This is a genomic window from Mesorhizobium sp. LSHC420B00 (assembly GCF_000503055.1).
GTDB lineage: Bacteria > Pseudomonadota > Alphaproteobacteria > Rhizobiales > Rhizobiaceae > Mesorhizobium.
This window is the reverse complement of record NZ_AYVY01000019.1, coordinates 108,788-125,490: the sequence shown is the minus strand read 5'-3', so window position 1 is coordinate 125,490 and position 16,703 is coordinate 108,788. Positions and strand designations below refer to the sequence as shown.

Sequence of the window (16,703 nt, the reverse complement as noted above, 5' to 3'; positions counted from 1 at the left end):
TTACGCGGCGAGCCGAAAAAGACATTGAAGGGCTTTCACCGAAGGACCAGCGCCGTGTCCTAGAATTCCTGTATCAAAGAGTTTCTGCGCACCCCAATCCAAGAGCACTCGCCAAACGGCTGACTGGGACCAAGGAAGCTTGGCGGTTTCGCGTCGGCGACTACAGAATCATTGCCCAGTTTCAGGACAGCCGGCTCGTCGTGCTGATCGTGGAGATAGGCAACCGTCGCGAGATCTATCGATGAATAACAGCATAGCGGCAAAGGCAAAACCCGACTGGTCCGCCGCACTCTACCTGAAATTCGAGGATGAGCGCACGCGGCCGGCGCGCGACCTCCTAGCGCAGGTGCCAGTGCCGGAACCGCGCCGGGTGGTGGACATTGGCTGTGGGCCGGGCAATTCGACCGAATTGCTGGTCGAGCGCTGGCCGCAGGCACAGATCAGCGGCTTCGATACCTCGCCCGACATGATCGAGAAGGCGAAGGCGCGCCTGCCCGGCGTCACCTTTGCCTTGGCGGACGCGGCGACGTGGCAGCCGGCCGAACCGGTCGACGTGATCTTCGCCAATGCAGTGTTTCAGTGGCTACCGGAGCATCCGGCTGTCTTCCAGCGGCTGATAGGATTTTTGGCGCCCGGCGGCGCGCTTGCCGTGCAGATGCCGGACAATATGGGCGAGCCTTCGCACCGGCTGATGCGGGAGACTGCGGCCGAGATGCCGTTCACTGAAAAGTTCGAGCGTGCGGCCCGCGCGCCGCTGCCGCCTGTCGCGTTCTATTACGACCTTTTGTCGCCATTCTCGGATCGGCTCGATATCTGGCACACGATCTACAACCATCCGCTGGCCGATGCCGAGGCGATCGTCGAATGGGTGAAGTCGACGGGGCTGAAGCCGTTCCTCGATCCGCTCGACGAAGACGAGCGGCAGCTTTTCCTGAAGCGCTACACGGCCAGGATCGCCGAAGCCTATCCGAAAACGGCAAGCGGCAAGGTGTTGCTGCGCTTTCCCCGTGTCTTCATCGTGGCGCGGCGTTCTAATTAGAAACTCTTAGCTACACCCAAAAACAGTGCATGGCGGATGCTTGACCGGCTTTCGCCGTCATGCGCATCTCGCTGGGGCAGGGATAACGGCCCTCATGGGCCATGGGGGGTGGATGATGACACTGAAAACGCTCATTTTTGGCGGCAGCATTTGTGCGGCCGCGGTGCTCGCCTTCTCGATATCGGCGCAGGCCAAGCGAGCGCGCTGCTTCACCAGCGACGACGGCTATTTCTCCTGCAGCTATCGGGCGCTGGACGATGCCGGCAGCTTTCGCATCTCGGCGCCGGGCTATCCGACTTACGTCCTGGAGATCGACGGACCGGGTTTTGCCTACGGCTATGTCAATCTCGGCCGCCGCAACGTGCCGCTGCCCGGGCAATTCGTGCGCAGCAATGATGACGGTGCCTGCTGGAACAACCCGCAGACCAATACCAAGCTCTGCGCCTGGTAAAGACCCGTTCCAGGGACTTGATTTAAGCCGGCATAAACTGGCTAGGTGCAAAAAGAGGTTGCGCCGAGCTTTTGCGGCGTCGACATGAAGCCGCAACGCCTGCGCACGGGACGAACTGGAAATGCATCGCGTCATCATCAGCGGCATCGGCGTTGAAATCCCCGAAGCGTCGATCACCAATGAGGAGCTCGTCGCCAGCTTCAACACTTGGGTGGACATGGAGAACGTCCGGCGCGAGGTCTCGGGCGAGCCGCTGCTGCAGAAATCGGACAGTGCCTTCATCGTCCACGCCTCGGGCGTCCAGACCCGCCATGTCATCGAACGGGAAGGCATCCTCGACCCGACCCGCATGGCGCCGCGCTTCCCGGCGCGGCCCGACGATGCGCTGTCGCTGGAGGCCGAGTTCGGCATCGCCTCGGCCAGCAAGGCGCTCGATCATGCCGGGCTGAAGCCTGGGGACATCGACCTGGTGATCTGCTCGGCCTCGCACCATCAGCGGCCCTATCCGGCTATCGCCATCGAAATGCAGCAGGCGCTGGGCACGAGAGGCGCCGGCTTCGACATGGGGCTTGGCTGCTCTTCGGCGGCGGCCGCATTGCACATTGCGGTCAATCTGGTGCGGGCAGGGGCGCATAAACGCGTACTGGTGACGACGCCGGAGATCATCACGGGCCACCTCAATTTTCGCGACCGGCAGACGCATTTCATCTTCGGCGACGCGTCCGTGTCGATGATCGTCGAAGGGCTCGCCCAAGGCGAGAAGCGGCCGGGGCGTTTCGAGGTGCTCGACACGCGTGCCTGGACGCAGATGTCGAACAGCATCCGCACCAATCTCGGTTATTATACCCGCGCCACCCAGGACGATCCGTACATGATCGATCTGGAAGGCAATCTGATCAAGCAGATCGGCAACAAGGTGTTCAAGGAAGTCACCGTTGCCGGCCACAAGTTCATCGTCGAATTCCTGGCCGAACACGGGCTGACGCCGCAAGCGATCCGGCGCTTCTGGCTGCATCAGGCGAATGCGCGGATGAATGCCATGATCCTGAAATTGTCGTTCGGCCATGACGTCGACCATGACCGCGCGCCGATGGTGCTGGAGCGCCTCGGTAATACTGCCGCCGCGGGTGCCATCATCGCCTTGTCGGAGAACCATGCCGATATGAAGGCCGGCGACTACGGCCTGCTCTGCGCCTTCGGCGCCGGCTACTCGATCGGCGGCGCGCTATTGCGCATGCTCTGACCATTTCGGCGCGAACGGAACCAGCATCGGAACCCCGCCGGGCATAGTCACATCAGTCCGCTTGATCGGAGCATCAGCGCTTTCGACTGGACCCGATGAGCTACCGAGGCTAATTGCGCGTATCACGCGAGGAACGAACCCATGCCGGATCTTTTCCCCGAGGCCGAAAATCCGGTCGAGATCGTGCCGGCGCGAAAGCTCACCGCCAAGGTGGCCGCGCTTTATCTCGCGCCGTTCGATCATTTCGAGACACGAGCCATCGACACCTTGCAGCTTGGCTTCGACGGCATTGAAGGCGATTTCCACGCTGGCACGACGCGGCGCTCCGGCGGACGGGAACCCTGGTATCCGCGTGGCACCGAGATGCGCAACGAGCGGCAATTGTCGATCGTGGCGGCGGACGAACTGACCACCGTCGCCGAACGGATGGGCATCGCCGAGATCAAGCCGGAATGGATCGGCGCCAATCTCCTAATCGAAGGCCTGCCGCACCTCTCGATGCTGCCGTCCGGCGCGCTGCTGTTCTTCAAAGGCGGCGCGACTGTCAAGATCGACGCGCAGAACGGGCCTTGCCGCATCGCCGGGCGATCGGTCGCCGAAAATGCCGGGATGGCCGATCACGAGGCCGGCGCGCTGCTGTTCGCGAAAGCGGCGAAGCGTTTGCGCGGCCTCGTCGCCTGGGTCGAGAAGCCCGGCACGATCACGGCCGGCGAGGAGATTTCGGTGCGCGTGCCAGAACAGTGGATTTACCGGGCCTGAAGACTAAAATCTTAGAGGATCAGGGATTGTCTGTTTGTAGTTGGCTGCTGAAACAGCTTCCAATCCATCGCCTTGTTTGGCCGTTTTCTTTGTTCGCCGCAATTTCGTCACCGCAATTCTTGCAACGATAGATGCCGGAATTCGGTGGCTTGCTGCCTGGCGACCATTCGTTGTCGTAAGCAACGCTGTCTTCTTGTGCCGCAAGCTCGGTGTTATCATAACAGTTTCAGGCGTGGCCGCGTTTCATCCGCGCCTGCTTCAGGATGGCGCGCCAGCGGATCATGGCGAAGGGAATAGGCTCGTTGTTGTTGGCAATGTGGAAGATCTCGTTGTTGAGGTTCTTCAGCGAGCGCCAGAAATCATAGTCGGTGATGCGTGGGTCAGCCGCCAGCCTGTCCGCCTCGACCTTGATGTCGGTTTTCATGCACGTTCCCCGAACCGCTGCTGCTCCGCCGCCCGTATCGCAATTCGATGCGGATGGTTTTCCAACGCCGCGCTGAGTCGTTCAACGTCTCAATTCGGCTTGTTCACGTTAAAACCTCGGTAAGGTTAACGGCGGTTGGGTTGCGGTTCAAGCCGGCTTACGACGAATACCGATCGAGCGGCCGGCGCGCTCCGGCATCGGCAGGGCGGCATGGGCGGCGCGCATCGCTTCCACATTGGCAAGGACGTCGGCGGGGAAGGGCGCCACCTTCGGGCCAGCCATGTCGACATGCAGCGACAGCGTTTCAGACGTGGCGGCAAGCCAGCCGTCGACATGGCGGATTTCCTGATAGGCCCTCAGCCGCTTGTCGTCATGGTCGAGGAGTTGGAACGAGACCGTGACCTTGTGGTCGAGATGCAGCTCCTGGACGTAGCAGACATGGACTTCCGCGGTGTAGATGGTCAGCCGCCGTTCCCTTACATAGTCCATCCCCATTCCCATCATCTCGAAGGCTTCGTCGGAGCAACGGTCGAACAGCACGTTGTAATAGGCCATGTTGAGATGGCCGTTGTAGTCGATCCAGGCCTTCTCGATGTCCATGGCGCGAGAGACGAAAGGGGCGGGGATGGGCATCGGAAACTTCCTTCTCGTCATGCCGGGATGAGCGTGGACTGGACAGAGCGTGGTCGGTGAGACTACGCATCCCTAGATGCAGAACAAGGGTGGACGCTGGTCCATTCGCGGAGGAATCGATGGCTCTAAGCGACCTCAACCCGGTCGAACGCAACGAGGAAGGCATTGCCGCCGTGCTCGGCATCCTCAAGCAGCGGCTCGGCGAGCGCTTCCAGACCGGCCAGGCGATCCGCGCCCAGCACGCGCACACCACGACCTATATCCCGACGCAGGCGCCGGACGGTGTCGCCTTTGCCGAGACGACGGAGGAGGTGCAGGAGATCGTGCGTGCGTGCGCTGCACATCGCGTGCCGGTGATCGCCTTTGGCGTCGGCTCTTCGCTGGAAGGCCATACCAATGCGCCGGGCGGCGGCATCTCGCTCGATACGTCACGCATGAACCGTATCGTTGCAGTCAATCCGCAGGACCTCGATTGCACCGTCGAGCCCGGCGTGACGCGCGAGGACCTCAACCGGCATCTGCGCGACACCGGCCTGTTCTTTCCGATCGACCCGGGCGCCAACGCTTCGCTCGGCGGCATGGCGGCGACACGGGCGTCGGGCACCAACGCCGTGCGCTACGGCACGATGCGCGACAACGTCCTGTCACTGACGGCGGTGATGGCCGACGGCGAAGCGGTTACGACCGGAAAGCGCGCCAAGAAAAGCTCGGCCGGCTATGATCTGACGCGGCTGCTGATCGGCTCGGAAGGTACGCTTGGCATCATCACCCAGCTGACCTTGAAGCTGCAGGGCATTCCGCAGGCGATTTCGGGCGGCGTCTGCCCGTTTCCCAGCGTCGAGGCGGCCTGCAACGCGGTGATCGCGACCATCCAGATGGGCATTCCGGTGGCGCGCATCGAATTGGTCAATGCGCTGCAGATGCGAGCGATGAAGACCTATTCGAAGCTCGACTATCCGGAGAGCCCCTGCCTGTTCGTCGAGTTCCACGGCAGCGATGCCAGCGTCGCCGAACAGGCCGAGACTTTCGGCATGATCGCCGAGGAAAATGGCGGCGGCCCGTTCCTGTGGACCAGCATCGCCGAAGAGCGGACAAAATTGTGGAAAGCCAGGCACGATGCCTACTGGTCATCGCTGACGCTGCGGCCGGGCGCCAAGGGCCTGTCGACCGATGTCTGCGTGCCGATCTCGCGCTTTGCCGAATGTGTCACCGAGACCGAGGCGGATATCGCCGAGATGGGCCTGATCGCACCGATCGTCGGCCATGCCGGCGACGGCAATTTCCATGTATTGGTGCTGATGGACGTGGACGACCCGAAGGAGATCGCATTGGCGGAAAAATTCGTGGCGCGGCTCAATATGCGCGCCATCGCCATGGACGGCACCTGCACTGGTGAGCATGGCATAGGGCAGGGCAAGATCGGCTTCCTGCGGCATGAGCTCGGCCATGGCGTCGACATCATGCGCACGATCAAGCAGGCGCTCGACCCGCTGAATATCATGAACCCGGGCAAGATATTGCCGGCCGAATAGTGGAAGAAGATCCAGATGGTCCCTGGCTTGACCGCACCACCATTTGGATCGAGACTCCAAGGACCTGAGAGGCAGGCAGGCGTCACAGACGGAGGAATGGTGTCATGGCGATTTCACGCAAGGAAGAGGCTCGGGCGCTGAGCGCCGACGAACATGCTCTCGTCGAGAAGTCGCACCATCCAGCAGTGCAGCATCTTGCCGACGCCGAACTCGCCAGCCTGGTCAAGCTCCTAAGGGAGCGGCGCGACAAGGCCCAGACCGAGGCGCATCGCCGCCGCCGCGAATGCGCGGCAAGGGTGCGCCAAAGGGCGCCGGCGCCTCGAAGGCCGATGAAGGTTCGCAGTTGAAGCTGGCGGTTCTGGCGATGACCATCCGGCGGCTCAATGGCGAGGCCGAACGCCGCCGCCAGTTGGCAGCGCGTGTTTCGCTGGTCGAGAATGCACGCAAGGCGCTGTCCATGAAGCAGGGCGCTGCGGCAGACGGTCCCGAGTTCAACACGCGCACCGCGCACAAAGGCATGCGCGCGATCGTGAGCCGGCGGCCCGAGAATCTGATCCGGCCGATGGAACTCGGCCGGCAGCGGCAGGCGGCAAAGGTGGCGCAGGCAAAGCGCGACGCGCGCTGAGTTTTCTTGGCCGCCTTCTTTTGCCCTGGACTTTTGCCCTGGACGCCTGTCTGGCGGGAATTGCCTCTTTATCGACACGCTGATGCGGGTAGAGTGCGGCTGATTTTCAATCAACCGCTTCGGAGTTCATGCTCGCACGCCTGTTCGTGATCTTCGGTGGGCTTCTCGTGCTGGTGCTGTGTGCGGCGCTGGTGGTGCCGTACTTTGTCGACTGGACGGGTTATCGCGCCGATTTCGAACGCGAGGCGAGCGCCGTTCTTGGCCGCAAGGTGACCGTGCGAGGCGATGCAACGGCAAGGCTGCTGCCGTTTCCCTCGGTGACCTTTTCCAACGTCGCCGTCGCCGGTGGCCCCAACGGCCAGCCGGCGATGACCGTCGAAACCTTTTCGATGGATGCAGAACTCGCGCCATTCCTGCGCGGCGAGGTGCTGATCTTCGACATGCGCCTGGTGCGGCCGAAGGCGACGATCGACATCGCCGCCAACGGCACGGTCGACTGGACGATACGGCCGTCCTCGCCGTTCGATCCCGGCCAGATCTCCATCGAGAAGCTGACGGTGACGGAAGGACAGATCGCGCTCAGCCACGCCGCCGGCGGCCGTAGCCATCTTATTTCCGAGATCAACTCGACGATCTCGGCCAAGTCGCTGGGCGGCCCCTGGCGGATGGACGGCTCCCTGTTGCTGGACGGGTTGCGGACCACGATCGCCGCTTCCACCGGCAAGGCTGAACCGGACGGGCAAATGCGGCTCAGGCTCAAAGCCGGTCCGGATGACTATCCGCTGGTCATCGAGACCGACGGCAATGTGGGCCTCGTCGAGGGCGCCGCGGTCTATTCGGGCCAGTTCAAGATATCGGGCGCAGACCAGACTGTAGCGCAGTTGCGCGGCACCGACGGCGAGGCAGTGAAAGTCAGCGCCGGCAAGCCGGATCCGGGGTTCAGGCTGAACGGCAAGTTTTCGCTCGACCACCAGGAGCTCGGCGTCGACGAATTCCGCTTCGAGACCGGACCGCTCGACAATCCCTACACCGCCGATGGCAAGGCTGCGGTCGACCTTGGGCTGAAGCCGCATTTCTCGATCGAGGCCAATGGCGCGCAGGTGCAGTTCGACGAGGCAGTGGGGGCGGCGGCCAGTGCCGGATTGACGCTGTCCGAGCGGGTGGCGGCGCTGGAGCAGGCGCTGCTCGATCTGCCGAAGCCGACCATACCGGGCACGGTCGAGGTGAAACTGCCGGCGGTGGTGGCAGGCGACACGACGATTCGCGACGTGCATCTGTCCGCCGAACCGGCCGAGGGCGGCTGGGCGGTAAAATCGCTGGCCGCCACGCTGCCCGGCCGCGCCAAGCTGGAAGCCAATGGCATGGTCAGCGTCGAGGATCATTTTGGATTCACCGGATCGCTGCTTCTGGCCGTGGCGCAGCCCTCCGGCTTTGCCGCCTGGCTGTCGAAGGACGTCGACGAGGCGATCCGCCGCTTGCCGGCCGCTGGCTTCAAGGCAAAAGTAGATTTGAGTGAAAAACACCAGGCCTTCAGCGATCTCGAACTCATCCTCGGCAAGGCGAAGTTCTCCGGCCGCATCGATTCCACCCAGCCCGAAGACACAAGGCCATCGGTGCTGATGCAACTGGAAGGTGGCGAACTCGACGTCGATGGGCTCGCCGCCTTCGCCTCGATCTTCGTCAGCGACAAGGGCGCCAACCGCTTTTCCGACCGCGACCTCGATTTCCAGATCAAGGCCGGGCCGGTCAGCGCAGGTGGGTTGACCGCCGATAGCGTCGACACCGCGCTTAGATTGCGCGACGGGCTGCTTGAGATCGACCGCCTGTCGGTCGGCGGACTTGCCGGCGCCTCTATCAGCGCCACCGGCCGGATCAAGGACTTCCCAGCGAGCCCGACCGGCAAGCTCGACGCCTCGGTGGTCGCCGTCGACCTCAAGCCGCTGATCGACGTCGCCGTCCGGCATTATCCGGACAATGCGGTGCTGAAGGGGCTGGCGGCGCGCGCCGCTGCCTATCCGGAGCTGTTCCAGGATGCGCGTATCGACGCCGTCACGAGTGCCGCAGACAATGGCGACGGTACGACTGGACTGGCAATGAGCGCACAGGGCAGGGCCGGTGGTTCGGCCTTTTCGGCGTCGCTGTCCGGCAAAGGGGCGCTCGACCGGCCCCTCGAAGCGCCGGTGACGTTGACCTTCAATGCCCGGAACGCCGACGCCACCGCACTTCTGGCGCTTTACGGGTTGCCGGCGCTGCCACTCGGCATGCTCGGCGAGGCGACCACCGACGTCTCGGCCAAAGGCACACTTGGCGGCGGCCTGGCGACACGCTTCAGCCTGGCCGGCAACGACTTCAAAGCTGGTTTCGACGGGACAGTTGCCGACACGCCTCAGGGCGCGGCCGCCAAGGGCAAGGTCAGCCTGGAAACGGCCGACATCGAGCCATGGCTGATGACGACCGGCGTCGGCCTGCCTGGCATGGGGACCGGCATGTCGACGTCGCTTGCTGCCGATGCCGACTACGGCAATGGTCTTTTGGTGCTGAGCGGCCTCAACGGCGCCGTCAACGAAGCGGCGGTTTCCGGTGACGTAAATATCGACGTCAAGGAGGGGCTGCCGCATCTTGCCGGCGCGCTGTCGCTGGACGAGCTGGACCTCGATCCGATGGCGATGATGCTGTTCGGCGACCAGGCCTTCCTCGTCAATGACGGGGCCTGGCCGACGGCACCGTTCAGCCAGAAATCCAGTTTGCCATTTACCGCCGATCTCGATCTGACGGCGGCGTCGCTTGCCGCCGGCCCGCTTGCCACCGCCTATGACGCTGCGCTTTCGCTGCAGCTCGACCAGGAGGGCATTCGTGTTTCCGACCTCAAGGCAAAATTCCTCGGCGGCGAGTTGAGTGGCCTGTTCGAGCTCAAGAACAATGACGGCACCGGGCTTTTCTCCGGTCAGATGAAACTCGCCGGCTCCGATCTGGCAGCCGTGCTGCCGGAGGCCGGTTTCAGCGGAAGCGGCGATTTCTCGACGGCGCTTTCGACCAGCGGCAAATCGGTCGACGCGATGGTCGCGGCGCTGTCCGGTTCCGGCACGGCGACGCTGAAGGGCATGACTATTGCCGGCTTCAATCCCGATGCCTTTGGCGCATTCATCGCCAAGGCCGACGCGATAGGGCGCGATATCGACGCGTCGAAGACTGCCGGCTTCGTGCCGCAGATCGCCGCGGCGGGAAGTTTTCCGGCGCAGGACACCGATATTGCCTTCACCATCGCCGGCGGCACGCTGAGGGCGCCACCGGTCAAATTCGAAAGCCCGGGCGCGACGCTGTCCGCCGACATCACCGCCGATCTGAATACCAGCACCGTCGATGCCAAGGGCGAGATCGCCTACCGACCCGGCGACGAGGCGCTGGTCGGCTCCGAACCAATTTTGAATTTCAGCGTCGACGGTCCGTTCGGCGCCATCAAACGGCAGTTCGACAGCGAGCCACTGGCACAGTTCCTGACCCAGCGTGCGCTGGAAAAGGAGCAGCAGCGGGTCGAAGCCATGCAAGCCGCGCTGCTCGAGAAACAAAGGCTGCGGCGTGAGGTGCGCTACTACGCTGCCCTGCAAACCGAGCGTGAAAGAGCGGCGGAGGAACTGCGCAGGCAACAGGAAGCAGCGCGGCTGAAGGCCGAGGCCGACGCCAAGGCAAAGGCCGAAGCTGAGGCGCAGGCCCAAGCCGAAGCGGAGGCGAGGGCGCAGGCTGAAGCCAAGGCGAAGGCTGAAGCGGACGCTAAGGCACAGGCCGAAGCCGAGGCTCAGGCCCAAGCCGAAGCGGAGGCCAGGGCGCAGGCTGAAGCCAAGGCGAAGGCTGAAGCGGACGCCAAGGCAAAGGCCGAAGCTGAGGCGCAGGCCCAAGCCGAAGCGGAGGCCAGGGCGCAGGCTGTAGCCAAGGCGAAAGCGGATGCAGCGGCGAAGGCCGAAGCCGAGGCCAGGGCGAAAGCCGAGGCGGCTGCAAAGGCCAAAGCGGATGCCGAAGCCAAAGCCGAGGCGGCGCAACAGGCTGCCGAGGAAGCAGCGCAGGCCGAAGAACAGCAACGCCAGAGGGCGGAAGAGGCGTTGCGGATCGCCTCGGAAGAGAAGGCAAAGCTCGACGCCGAACGCAAGGCCGCGGCGGAGCAAGCGCAGAAAGCAGAACGTGCGCCACCGGCCGCAAATAACGTGCCACCCTCAGTGCCGCCCCCGCCAAAGCTCAAGTTCGATCCCTCGTCGATCGACGATCTGCTAAAATCGCTGAATGGCGGGTGACGGCGCATCCCTTATGCGCCGCGTCCAGCAAGCAAGCGCTTCAGCATCGGCTCGATCCGCCCGAGTTCGTCGAGATGAGCGGCTGACAGATCGGCGAGACTGTCGTCGGCGCGGTCGGTCAGCCGCAGCAGCACGCGGCGGTGGTCCTCCTCGTAGTGGTCCCTCGCGACGAGCCCGGCTTCGCAAAGACGGTTGCCTATCCGGATGAGTATCTCGAGGGCCCCTCCGACAAGCTGCTGATGGCGAACGTGTCCCATTTGCCCGTCGTCACGCGAGAAAATGCGCGGCTGGTGGGCTATGTCGGCTGGAAGGACCTGATGCGTGTCAGATCGAAGAAGCAGGCCGAAGAACGCGACCGCTCGGCTTTGCTGGGCTTCCGTATCCGGCGCAGGAAACAAAATAGCGTTGCCTGAAGGCTACAACTTGCGGCGCTTGGCCCAGTCCAGCACATAGAGCCTGAGCGCCGAGGAGAGGTTCGCATCGCGCGGGCGGCTCTCGTCGATTTCGGCGACAAGCGCGGCGAGCGTCAATTTTCGCGCGGCCGCGATGGCGACCAGGTCGTCGTAAAAAGGCTTTTCGAGCGAATAGCTGGTGCGGTGGCCGCGAATGGTGACCGAGCGCTTTTCGACCGGGCTCACGCGACCGCCCTCACACTTCAAGCATCGGATTTGTCCGAATCGCCCGATTTTTCCCGGCGATGACTGGCGACGAATTTGTCGGCCTTGTCGGCGATCAGGCGGTCGCGATCCCGGCTGGTTTTGGAACGGCCATGCAGCGCCCGGTTCTGTTCGGCCAGGCGCTCCTTCTCGGCTCGCGCCTTCTGCTTGCGTGCCTGACGGAGATTGACGATCTCGGCCATGTCACGCCGCCCGTCGGGTCACTTCTTGCGGAAGGCGTCGAGCGACACCACGTCGGCCCCCTTGGCGCCGGCGTCGGCCGCGGCAGGCTTCTTTTCCGCCTCAGCGGTTTTCTTCTTCGTCTCAGGCTTTTTCTCGGCGACGATGGCCACCGGCTCGGGAGCAGGCTTGGCCTTTGTCTCCTGTTCAGCCGGGGTATCCGTCTTGACGTCGAATTCGAGCTCGAAGTTGACGGACGGATCGTAAAAGCCGCGTACGGCCGAGAACGGGATTTCCAGTTTCTCCGGCACGTCGGAAAACGACAGCCCGACCTCGAAGCCGGTGTCGCTCACCTTCAGGTCCCAATATTGGAACTGAATAACGATGGTCATCTGTTCGGGATAGCGTTCGCGCAGCCGCGAAGATACGCGCACGCCCGGCGCGCCGGTGAGAAATGTGATGAAGAAGTGATGGTTGCCTGGGAGACCGGTGCGCGCGACCTCGGCCAGGACCTTGCGCATGACGCCGCGCAACGCCTCCTGGGCCAGAATGTCGTAGCGGATGTGGTCGTCGGCCATGTGGCTGTCGGCTTCCGTTGAATCGTCCTGATAGCTGTAATCAAGCTTGAGCGCGGCGTAAACCGGATATAGATCGCCGGGGTGCGGAAGCGAAGCCTGTTGGCGACGATTTGATCGCCAAACGGCTTTGATCGTCAAGCGCTGGCGAGCACGCCCTGTTTGCTTGCCCGGACCACATGCTGCCGCTTGCCGAAGGCGCGCAGGAAGGTGCGCACGCCATTTGTCGCCGATTGCACCACCTCGTCCTCGGTCGGTGTACCGCCGAGCATGAACGTCGTCTGCAACTCGGCATTGGCAAGCGCCATGAACTGGCGCGCTGCGACATCGGGATCGTCGATATCAAGGAAGCCCGCATGAGCGAGGCGGGCGAAGCGGGCGGCGATCGCCGGCCATGTCCTGCCCGGTCCTTCTTCGCGCCATTCGGCGAACAACTCGGGATAGCGCCCGCCCTCGGTCTGGATCAGCTTGCGCAGGAATTTGCCGTCGCGGTTGCAGATGCAGTTGTGGTTCATCCGCACAGCAAAGGCGATGAGATCGGCCTCGAGATCCTTCGGCTGATCGGGAAAAGTGGAAATCGTGGCAAAGATGCTGGCATTGCAACGTTCGGTGAGGTCGCGGACGATGGCAATGAAGAGTTTTTCCTTGTCGCCGTGATGATTGTAGATGGTCTGGCGCGAGACGCCGGCCTCGGCGGCAATCATGTCGATATTGGCACCGGCGAAGCTTTCGCGGCAGAAGACCGAGGCGGCGGCGTCGACAATCGACATCCGCTTGGCTTCATGGCCCCGCGGCGGGAAAATGTCAGGAGAAACGTTGAGCTTCATGCAAAACTATATAGAGGTGGTTGACGAATTAGACAAGCCTGTCTAAATTTGTGGACCTGCACGAAGGGAGTTTCGTTCCGGAGAAGAGTCGGAACTCCACGGGATGGAACGTCCTAGGGTTACACGCCGGTCCTCGGCGGCAACCAGAATTCGAAAGAGCCTGCTATCATGAACGCCAAATTCCTCCGCATTGCGGTCGTGCTCGGCCTATTGTCCGCCATCGGCCCGTTTGCCATCGACATGTATCTTCCGGCCCTTCCGTCAATCGGCGAGGATCTGCATGCCGGCACTGCCGCGGTGCAAATGAGCCTGCTGATCTTCTTTCTTTCCATGGGCTTCGGCCAGATCGTCGTCGGACCGATCTCCGACATGGTCGGCCGCAAGCTGCCGCTCTACGGCGGCCTGGCGCTGTTCATGGTCGGCGGCGTCGGCTCGGCGCTGGCTCCCTCGATCGAATGGCTGATCGCCTTCCGCTTCCTGCAAGGGCTCGGCGCCAGCGCCGGCATGGCCGTGCCGCGCGCGATCGTGCGCGATCTGCATACCGGCACCGAGGCCGCCAAGTTGATGTCGCTGTTGATGCTGGTGTTTTCGGTGTCGCCGATCCTGGCGCCACTGACCGGTAGCCAGATCATCGAGAATTTCGGCTGGCGCGCCGTGTTCTGGACGGTGACGGGCGCGGCCGTGCTCGCCACCATCCTGCTGGCGACCTCGCTCAAGGAGACGCGGCCGGTCGAGGAGCGCGCCGGGTCGTCCTTCGGGACGGCACTTTCCGGCTACCGCTTCCTGATGGGCGACCGCAACTTCCTTGGCCTGACGGCCATCGCCGGCTTCGGCATTGCGAGCTTCTTCGTCTATCTGTCGAGCTCGTCCTTCATCCTGATCGACCATTACGGGCTGTCGCCTTCGGTCTACAGCGTGTTCTTCTCGATCAATGCGGTTGCCTTCATCGGCATGTCGCAGCTGACCGGGTTGCTGTCGGAGCGGTTCGGGCTGCAGCGCGTGGTACGCGTCGCGGTGACCGGCTATGCGACGACGATGGTGGTGTTGTTCGCGGTGATGGCCTCGGGTGTCGACCGGCTCGACGTGATGGCGGCCCTGCTGTTCGTCGGCTACGGTTTCCTCGGCCTGGTTATCCCGACCACGTCGGTGCTGGCCATGGAAGAGCATGGTGAGATCGCCGGCACGGCGTCGGCGCTGATGGGCACGCTGCACTTCGCCATCGGCGCGGTCGCCATGGGTGTCGCCGGCGTGTTCTTTGACGGCACGCCGCTGCCAATGGTGGCGGGCATCACGCTCTGCGCGGCGATCTCCTTCACGCTGGCCAAGGTAACGCTCGGCCGCAGCCGCGAAGCTGCGGAAGCGCCGGCGGAGTAAGCTTCTCCTAGCGAGACAAAAAAGGCCGGGCGATGTTCCCGGCCTTTCACGTTTGCGATCCCGGTTCAAAGCAGCCTATGCCTATATGACGGGTTCAGGACATGCAGCTTCGACATCTCAAGACATTCGTGGCGGTCGCCACCACCTTGAACATCACACGCGCCTCCGAGCGGGTTCATCTTGCCCAATCGAGCGTGACGGAACAGATCCAGGCGCTGGAAGCCGATCTGGGCACGTCGCTGTTCGACAGGTCACGGCGTGCCTTGAAGCTGACGGCGGCGGGACAGCGCCTGCTGGACTACGCAAACGATCTCCTCGACCTCGCGGACGAAGCCCGTTCCGCTGTCGCCGACGCGAGCGGCACGGTTGCCGGTCGCCTGACTGTCGGCGGCCTGGAGACGCTTTGCGTTACGCGCTTGCCAGCCTTGCTGAGCGAATTCCACCGGCGCTATCCAGACGTGGAACTGAACCTCCAGGCGGACGATAGCGGCCGGTTGCGTGCCGGCGTGGCCAGCGGGGCGCTGGACGTGTCTTTGCATTTCGGGGCCGCCCCGGTGGCGGCGCCGGAGCTGCGAAGCGAGCAGGTGGCAGAAGAAGAGCTCGTCATCATAATGCCGGCAAATCACCGGTTGGCCGGATATTCTGCCATAACGCCCGACGATCTGGCTGACGAGGCCTTCCTCGTCACCCAGCCCGGTTGCGTCTACAGGCGGATGTTCGACGAAACGTTTGCCGCAACGTTGCCTGACCATCCAAAACTGGTCGGCGAGTTCGCCAGCATGGGCGCGATACGGGGCCTTGTTGCAGCCGGTCTTGGATGCGCGCTGGTCCCGCGTCTCGTGGGTTCTGCGGCTGACGCCAATATCGTCGTGCTGCCTTGAGTCGGAAGCAGCCCGGTGACGCCGGTCACCATGGTATGGCGCCACCGGCGCATTCAAGCGCCGGTCTTGCAACTGTTCCTCGCAATGGTTCGCGAGGTCTGGCCATCACTAGACCAATCGCTGGCCACCATCGACATGAAGCACGGTTCCGGTGATGAAGCCGTTATGCATCAGGGACGTGATAGCTTGGGCAACGTCGGCTGCCCGGCCGATCCGGCCGACGAGCAGACGCTTTGCCATGGCGTCCAGCGCAGCCGTCTTTCCGCTGCCGACGACGGCATCCCAAATCGGCGTGTCGACCCAGCCCGGCGAGACGACATTGACGCGGATCGGCGCCAGTTCGACGGCAAGCGCGTAGGCGAGTGAGCCAAGGGCCCCATTAACGGCTGCCACCACCGAGCCTTTCGCCGCCGGACGATAGGCGGCGATGCCCGAGGTCAGCGTGATCGACCCCCTGGGCGTCAGACGAGGCGCGCCGTGTTTGGCGAGAAGAAGCGGCCCGACGATTTTGGAATCCATCACTTTCCGCGCTATCGAGACGTCCATCTCGGGAAGCAACACATAGACGCCGATGATGTCGGCGGCGGTCGAGACGATGTGGTCGAGCGTACCGACGTCCTCGAACAGGCGCTGGACCTCGTCCTCGCTTGTGACGTCGGCTGCGATCGTCCTCAGCCTTTCCGGGTGAGGCAAGTGCTGCCGTGCGGCCGACAACCGGTCCTCGGAGCGGCCGACGATCGTAACCTCGGCGCCGGCAGCAAGCTGCTGTTCGGCAAGCGACAGCCCCATGCCGGAACTGCCGCCAACGATCAGGATGCGTTCGGGTTTTGGCGTGGTTTCCTGGTTCATCTTATCTCCATCAGGTAGCTCGCGGGGCGTGACCGACACGCGGCGAGAAACTGAAGCCTTGTTCGACAAAGGCAGGGGAGAAGGGAAACGGGAAGATACGAATGCTGCCATCGGAGGTTCCGATGATGGAAAGCCCTTGGGTTTTCGCCTCAGCCTGAGACGCCTCAGCCTGAGACGTTGACGATGCGCGATTTTCTGTGTAGCAGCGATCATCATGAAGATCGCAATGGTTCTTGCAGTGGTAGGAAAGCGCACGGGCAGGATGGTGTAACCATCCGGCGACAGCCACTCGTGCGCGACAAACAGGCTCCCGACGGGGCCTTTTTTATGCCCGAAATTCTTCTTACGCCCGATTTCGGCGATGCCCCGTCA

Annotated in this window: 17 protein-coding genes and 2 pseudogenes; 11 read left to right on the top strand and 8 right to left on the bottom strand. The window is 63.2% G+C overall.

The genetic code is table 11. The features are described 5' to 3' along the window. Window positions 1-5: 5 nt before the first annotated feature. The 5 genes and pseudogenes from X760_RS75085 to X760_RS62745 form a co-directional block, all read left to right on the top strand. Window positions 6-245 (top strand): annotated as a pseudogene (locus X760_RS75085) (type II toxin-antitoxin system RelE/ParE family toxin); the annotation flags it as partial. After that, complete coding sequence (gene tam / locus X760_RS62760) at window positions 242-1,039, top strand: trans-aconitate 2-methyltransferase (protein WP_023720832.1); 798 nt, start codon at window positions 242-244, stop codon at window positions 1,037-1,039. The pseudogene X760_RS75085 and the gene tam, both read left to right, overlap by 4 nt. 112 nt (window positions 1,040-1,151) lie before the next feature. After that, a complete protein-coding gene (locus tag X760_RS62755) occupies window positions 1,152-1,490 on the top strand; it encodes a hypothetical protein (RefSeq protein WP_245278656.1) in 339 nt (112 codons plus the stop codon). A gap of 121 nt (window positions 1,491-1,611) precedes the next feature. Then, window positions 1,612-2,733, top strand: coding sequence for a beta-ketoacyl-ACP synthase III (locus tag X760_RS62750; RefSeq protein ID WP_023720830.1), 1,122 nt, complete (start codon window positions 1,612-1,614; stop codon window positions 2,731-2,733). 141 nt (window positions 2,734-2,874) lie between these two features. Next, window positions 2,875-3,492: an MOSC domain-containing protein gene (locus X760_RS62745; RefSeq protein WP_023720829.1), complete on the top strand. Its 618-nt coding sequence runs from the start codon at window positions 2,875-2,877 to the stop codon at window positions 3,490-3,492. Window positions 3,493-3,718: 226 nt separating this feature from the next. Here X760_RS62745 and X760_RS62740 read toward each other — a convergent pair whose 3' ends face one another. Continuing rightward, a complete protein-coding gene (locus X760_RS62740) occupies window positions 3,719-3,916 on the bottom strand; it encodes a hypothetical protein (RefSeq protein WP_023676715.1) in 198 nt (65 codons plus the stop codon). Between the two features lie 147 nt (window positions 3,917-4,063). Then, window positions 4,064-4,549 (bottom strand): thioesterase family protein, encoded by a 486-nt coding sequence (locus X760_RS62735; RefSeq protein WP_023720828.1) that lies wholly within the window; start codon window positions 4,547-4,549, stop codon window positions 4,064-4,066. Between the two features lie 119 nt (window positions 4,550-4,668). Here X760_RS62735 and X760_RS62730 point away from each other — a divergent pair, with 119 nt between their 5' ends. The 3 genes and pseudogenes from X760_RS62730 to X760_RS62720 all read left to right on the top strand — a co-directional run bounded on the left by X760_RS62730 (window position 4,669) and on the right by X760_RS62720 (window position 10,989). After that, on the top strand, window positions 4,669-6,081 hold the full coding sequence (locus X760_RS62730) for an FAD-linked oxidase C-terminal domain-containing protein (RefSeq protein ID WP_023720827.1): 1,413 nt from the start codon (window positions 4,669-4,671) through the stop codon (window positions 6,079-6,081). A gap of 104 nt (window positions 6,082-6,185) precedes the next feature. Next, a pseudogene (locus tag X760_RS62725) lies at window positions 6,186-6,706 on the top strand (hypothetical protein). 128 nt (window positions 6,707-6,834) lie between these two features. Continuing rightward, window positions 6,835-10,989, top strand: a complete 4,155-nt coding sequence (locus tag X760_RS62720) for an AsmA-like C-terminal region-containing protein (protein ID WP_023720826.1) — start codon at window positions 6,835-6,837, stop codon at window positions 10,987-10,989. 11 nt (window positions 10,990-11,000) lie between these two features. Here X760_RS62720 and X760_RS79160 read toward each other — a convergent pair whose 3' ends face one another. Next, on the bottom strand, window positions 11,001-11,246 hold the full coding sequence (locus X760_RS79160) for a winged helix DNA-binding protein (RefSeq protein WP_023720825.1): 246 nt from the start codon (window positions 11,244-11,246) through the stop codon (window positions 11,001-11,003). Between X760_RS79160 and X760_RS75080 the strand changes: the two genes are divergently transcribed. Then, window positions 11,130-11,402: a CBS domain-containing protein gene (locus X760_RS75080; RefSeq protein ID WP_245278655.1), complete on the top strand. Its 273-nt coding sequence runs from the start codon at window positions 11,130-11,132 to the stop codon at window positions 11,400-11,402. The two genes, X760_RS79160 and X760_RS75080, sit on opposite strands and share 117 nt — an antisense overlap. A gap of 3 nt (window positions 11,403-11,405) precedes the next feature. Here X760_RS75080 and X760_RS62710 read toward each other — a convergent pair whose 3' ends face one another. From X760_RS62710 to X760_RS62695, 4 genes are all read right to left on the bottom strand, one after another. Beyond that, window positions 11,406-11,627: a ribbon-helix-helix domain-containing protein gene (locus X760_RS62710; RefSeq protein ID WP_023720823.1), complete on the bottom strand. Its 222-nt coding sequence runs from the start codon at window positions 11,625-11,627 to the stop codon at window positions 11,406-11,408. Between the two features lie 17 nt (window positions 11,628-11,644). Further along, window positions 11,645-11,848 (bottom strand): DUF4169 family protein, encoded by a 204-nt coding sequence (locus tag X760_RS62705; protein ID WP_023720822.1) that lies wholly within the window; start codon window positions 11,846-11,848, stop codon window positions 11,645-11,647. A gap of 18 nt (window positions 11,849-11,866) precedes the next feature. Continuing rightward, window positions 11,867-12,403, bottom strand: coding sequence for an SspB family protein (locus X760_RS62700; RefSeq protein WP_023720821.1), 537 nt, complete (start codon window positions 12,401-12,403; stop codon window positions 11,867-11,869). Window positions 12,404-12,537: 134 nt separating this feature from the next. Further along, complete coding sequence (locus tag X760_RS62695) at window positions 12,538-13,227, bottom strand: TetR/AcrR family transcriptional regulator (RefSeq protein WP_023720820.1); 690 nt, start codon at window positions 13,225-13,227, stop codon at window positions 12,538-12,540. 168 nt (window positions 13,228-13,395) lie between these two features. Between X760_RS62695 and X760_RS62690 the strand changes: the two genes are divergently transcribed. Both X760_RS62690 and X760_RS62685 read left to right on the top strand, forming a co-directional pair. Next, on the top strand, window positions 13,396-14,601 hold the full coding sequence (locus X760_RS62690) for a multidrug effflux MFS transporter (RefSeq protein WP_023720819.1): 1,206 nt from the start codon (window positions 13,396-13,398) through the stop codon (window positions 14,599-14,601). A 101-nt stretch (window positions 14,602-14,702) separates the two neighbouring features. Further along, entirely contained in the window at window positions 14,703-15,482 is a 780-nt protein-coding gene (locus X760_RS62685; RefSeq protein WP_245278654.1) for a LysR family transcriptional regulator, read from the top strand. A 108-nt stretch (window positions 15,483-15,590) separates the two neighbouring features. On the opposite strand, the gene X760_RS62680 is transcribed toward X760_RS62685, so the two are convergent. Next, complete coding sequence (locus tag X760_RS62680; RefSeq protein ID WP_031194509.1) at window positions 15,591-16,331, bottom strand: SDR family oxidoreductase; 741 nt, start codon at window positions 16,329-16,331, stop codon at window positions 15,591-15,593. Window positions 16,332-16,703 lie beyond the last annotated feature (372 nt).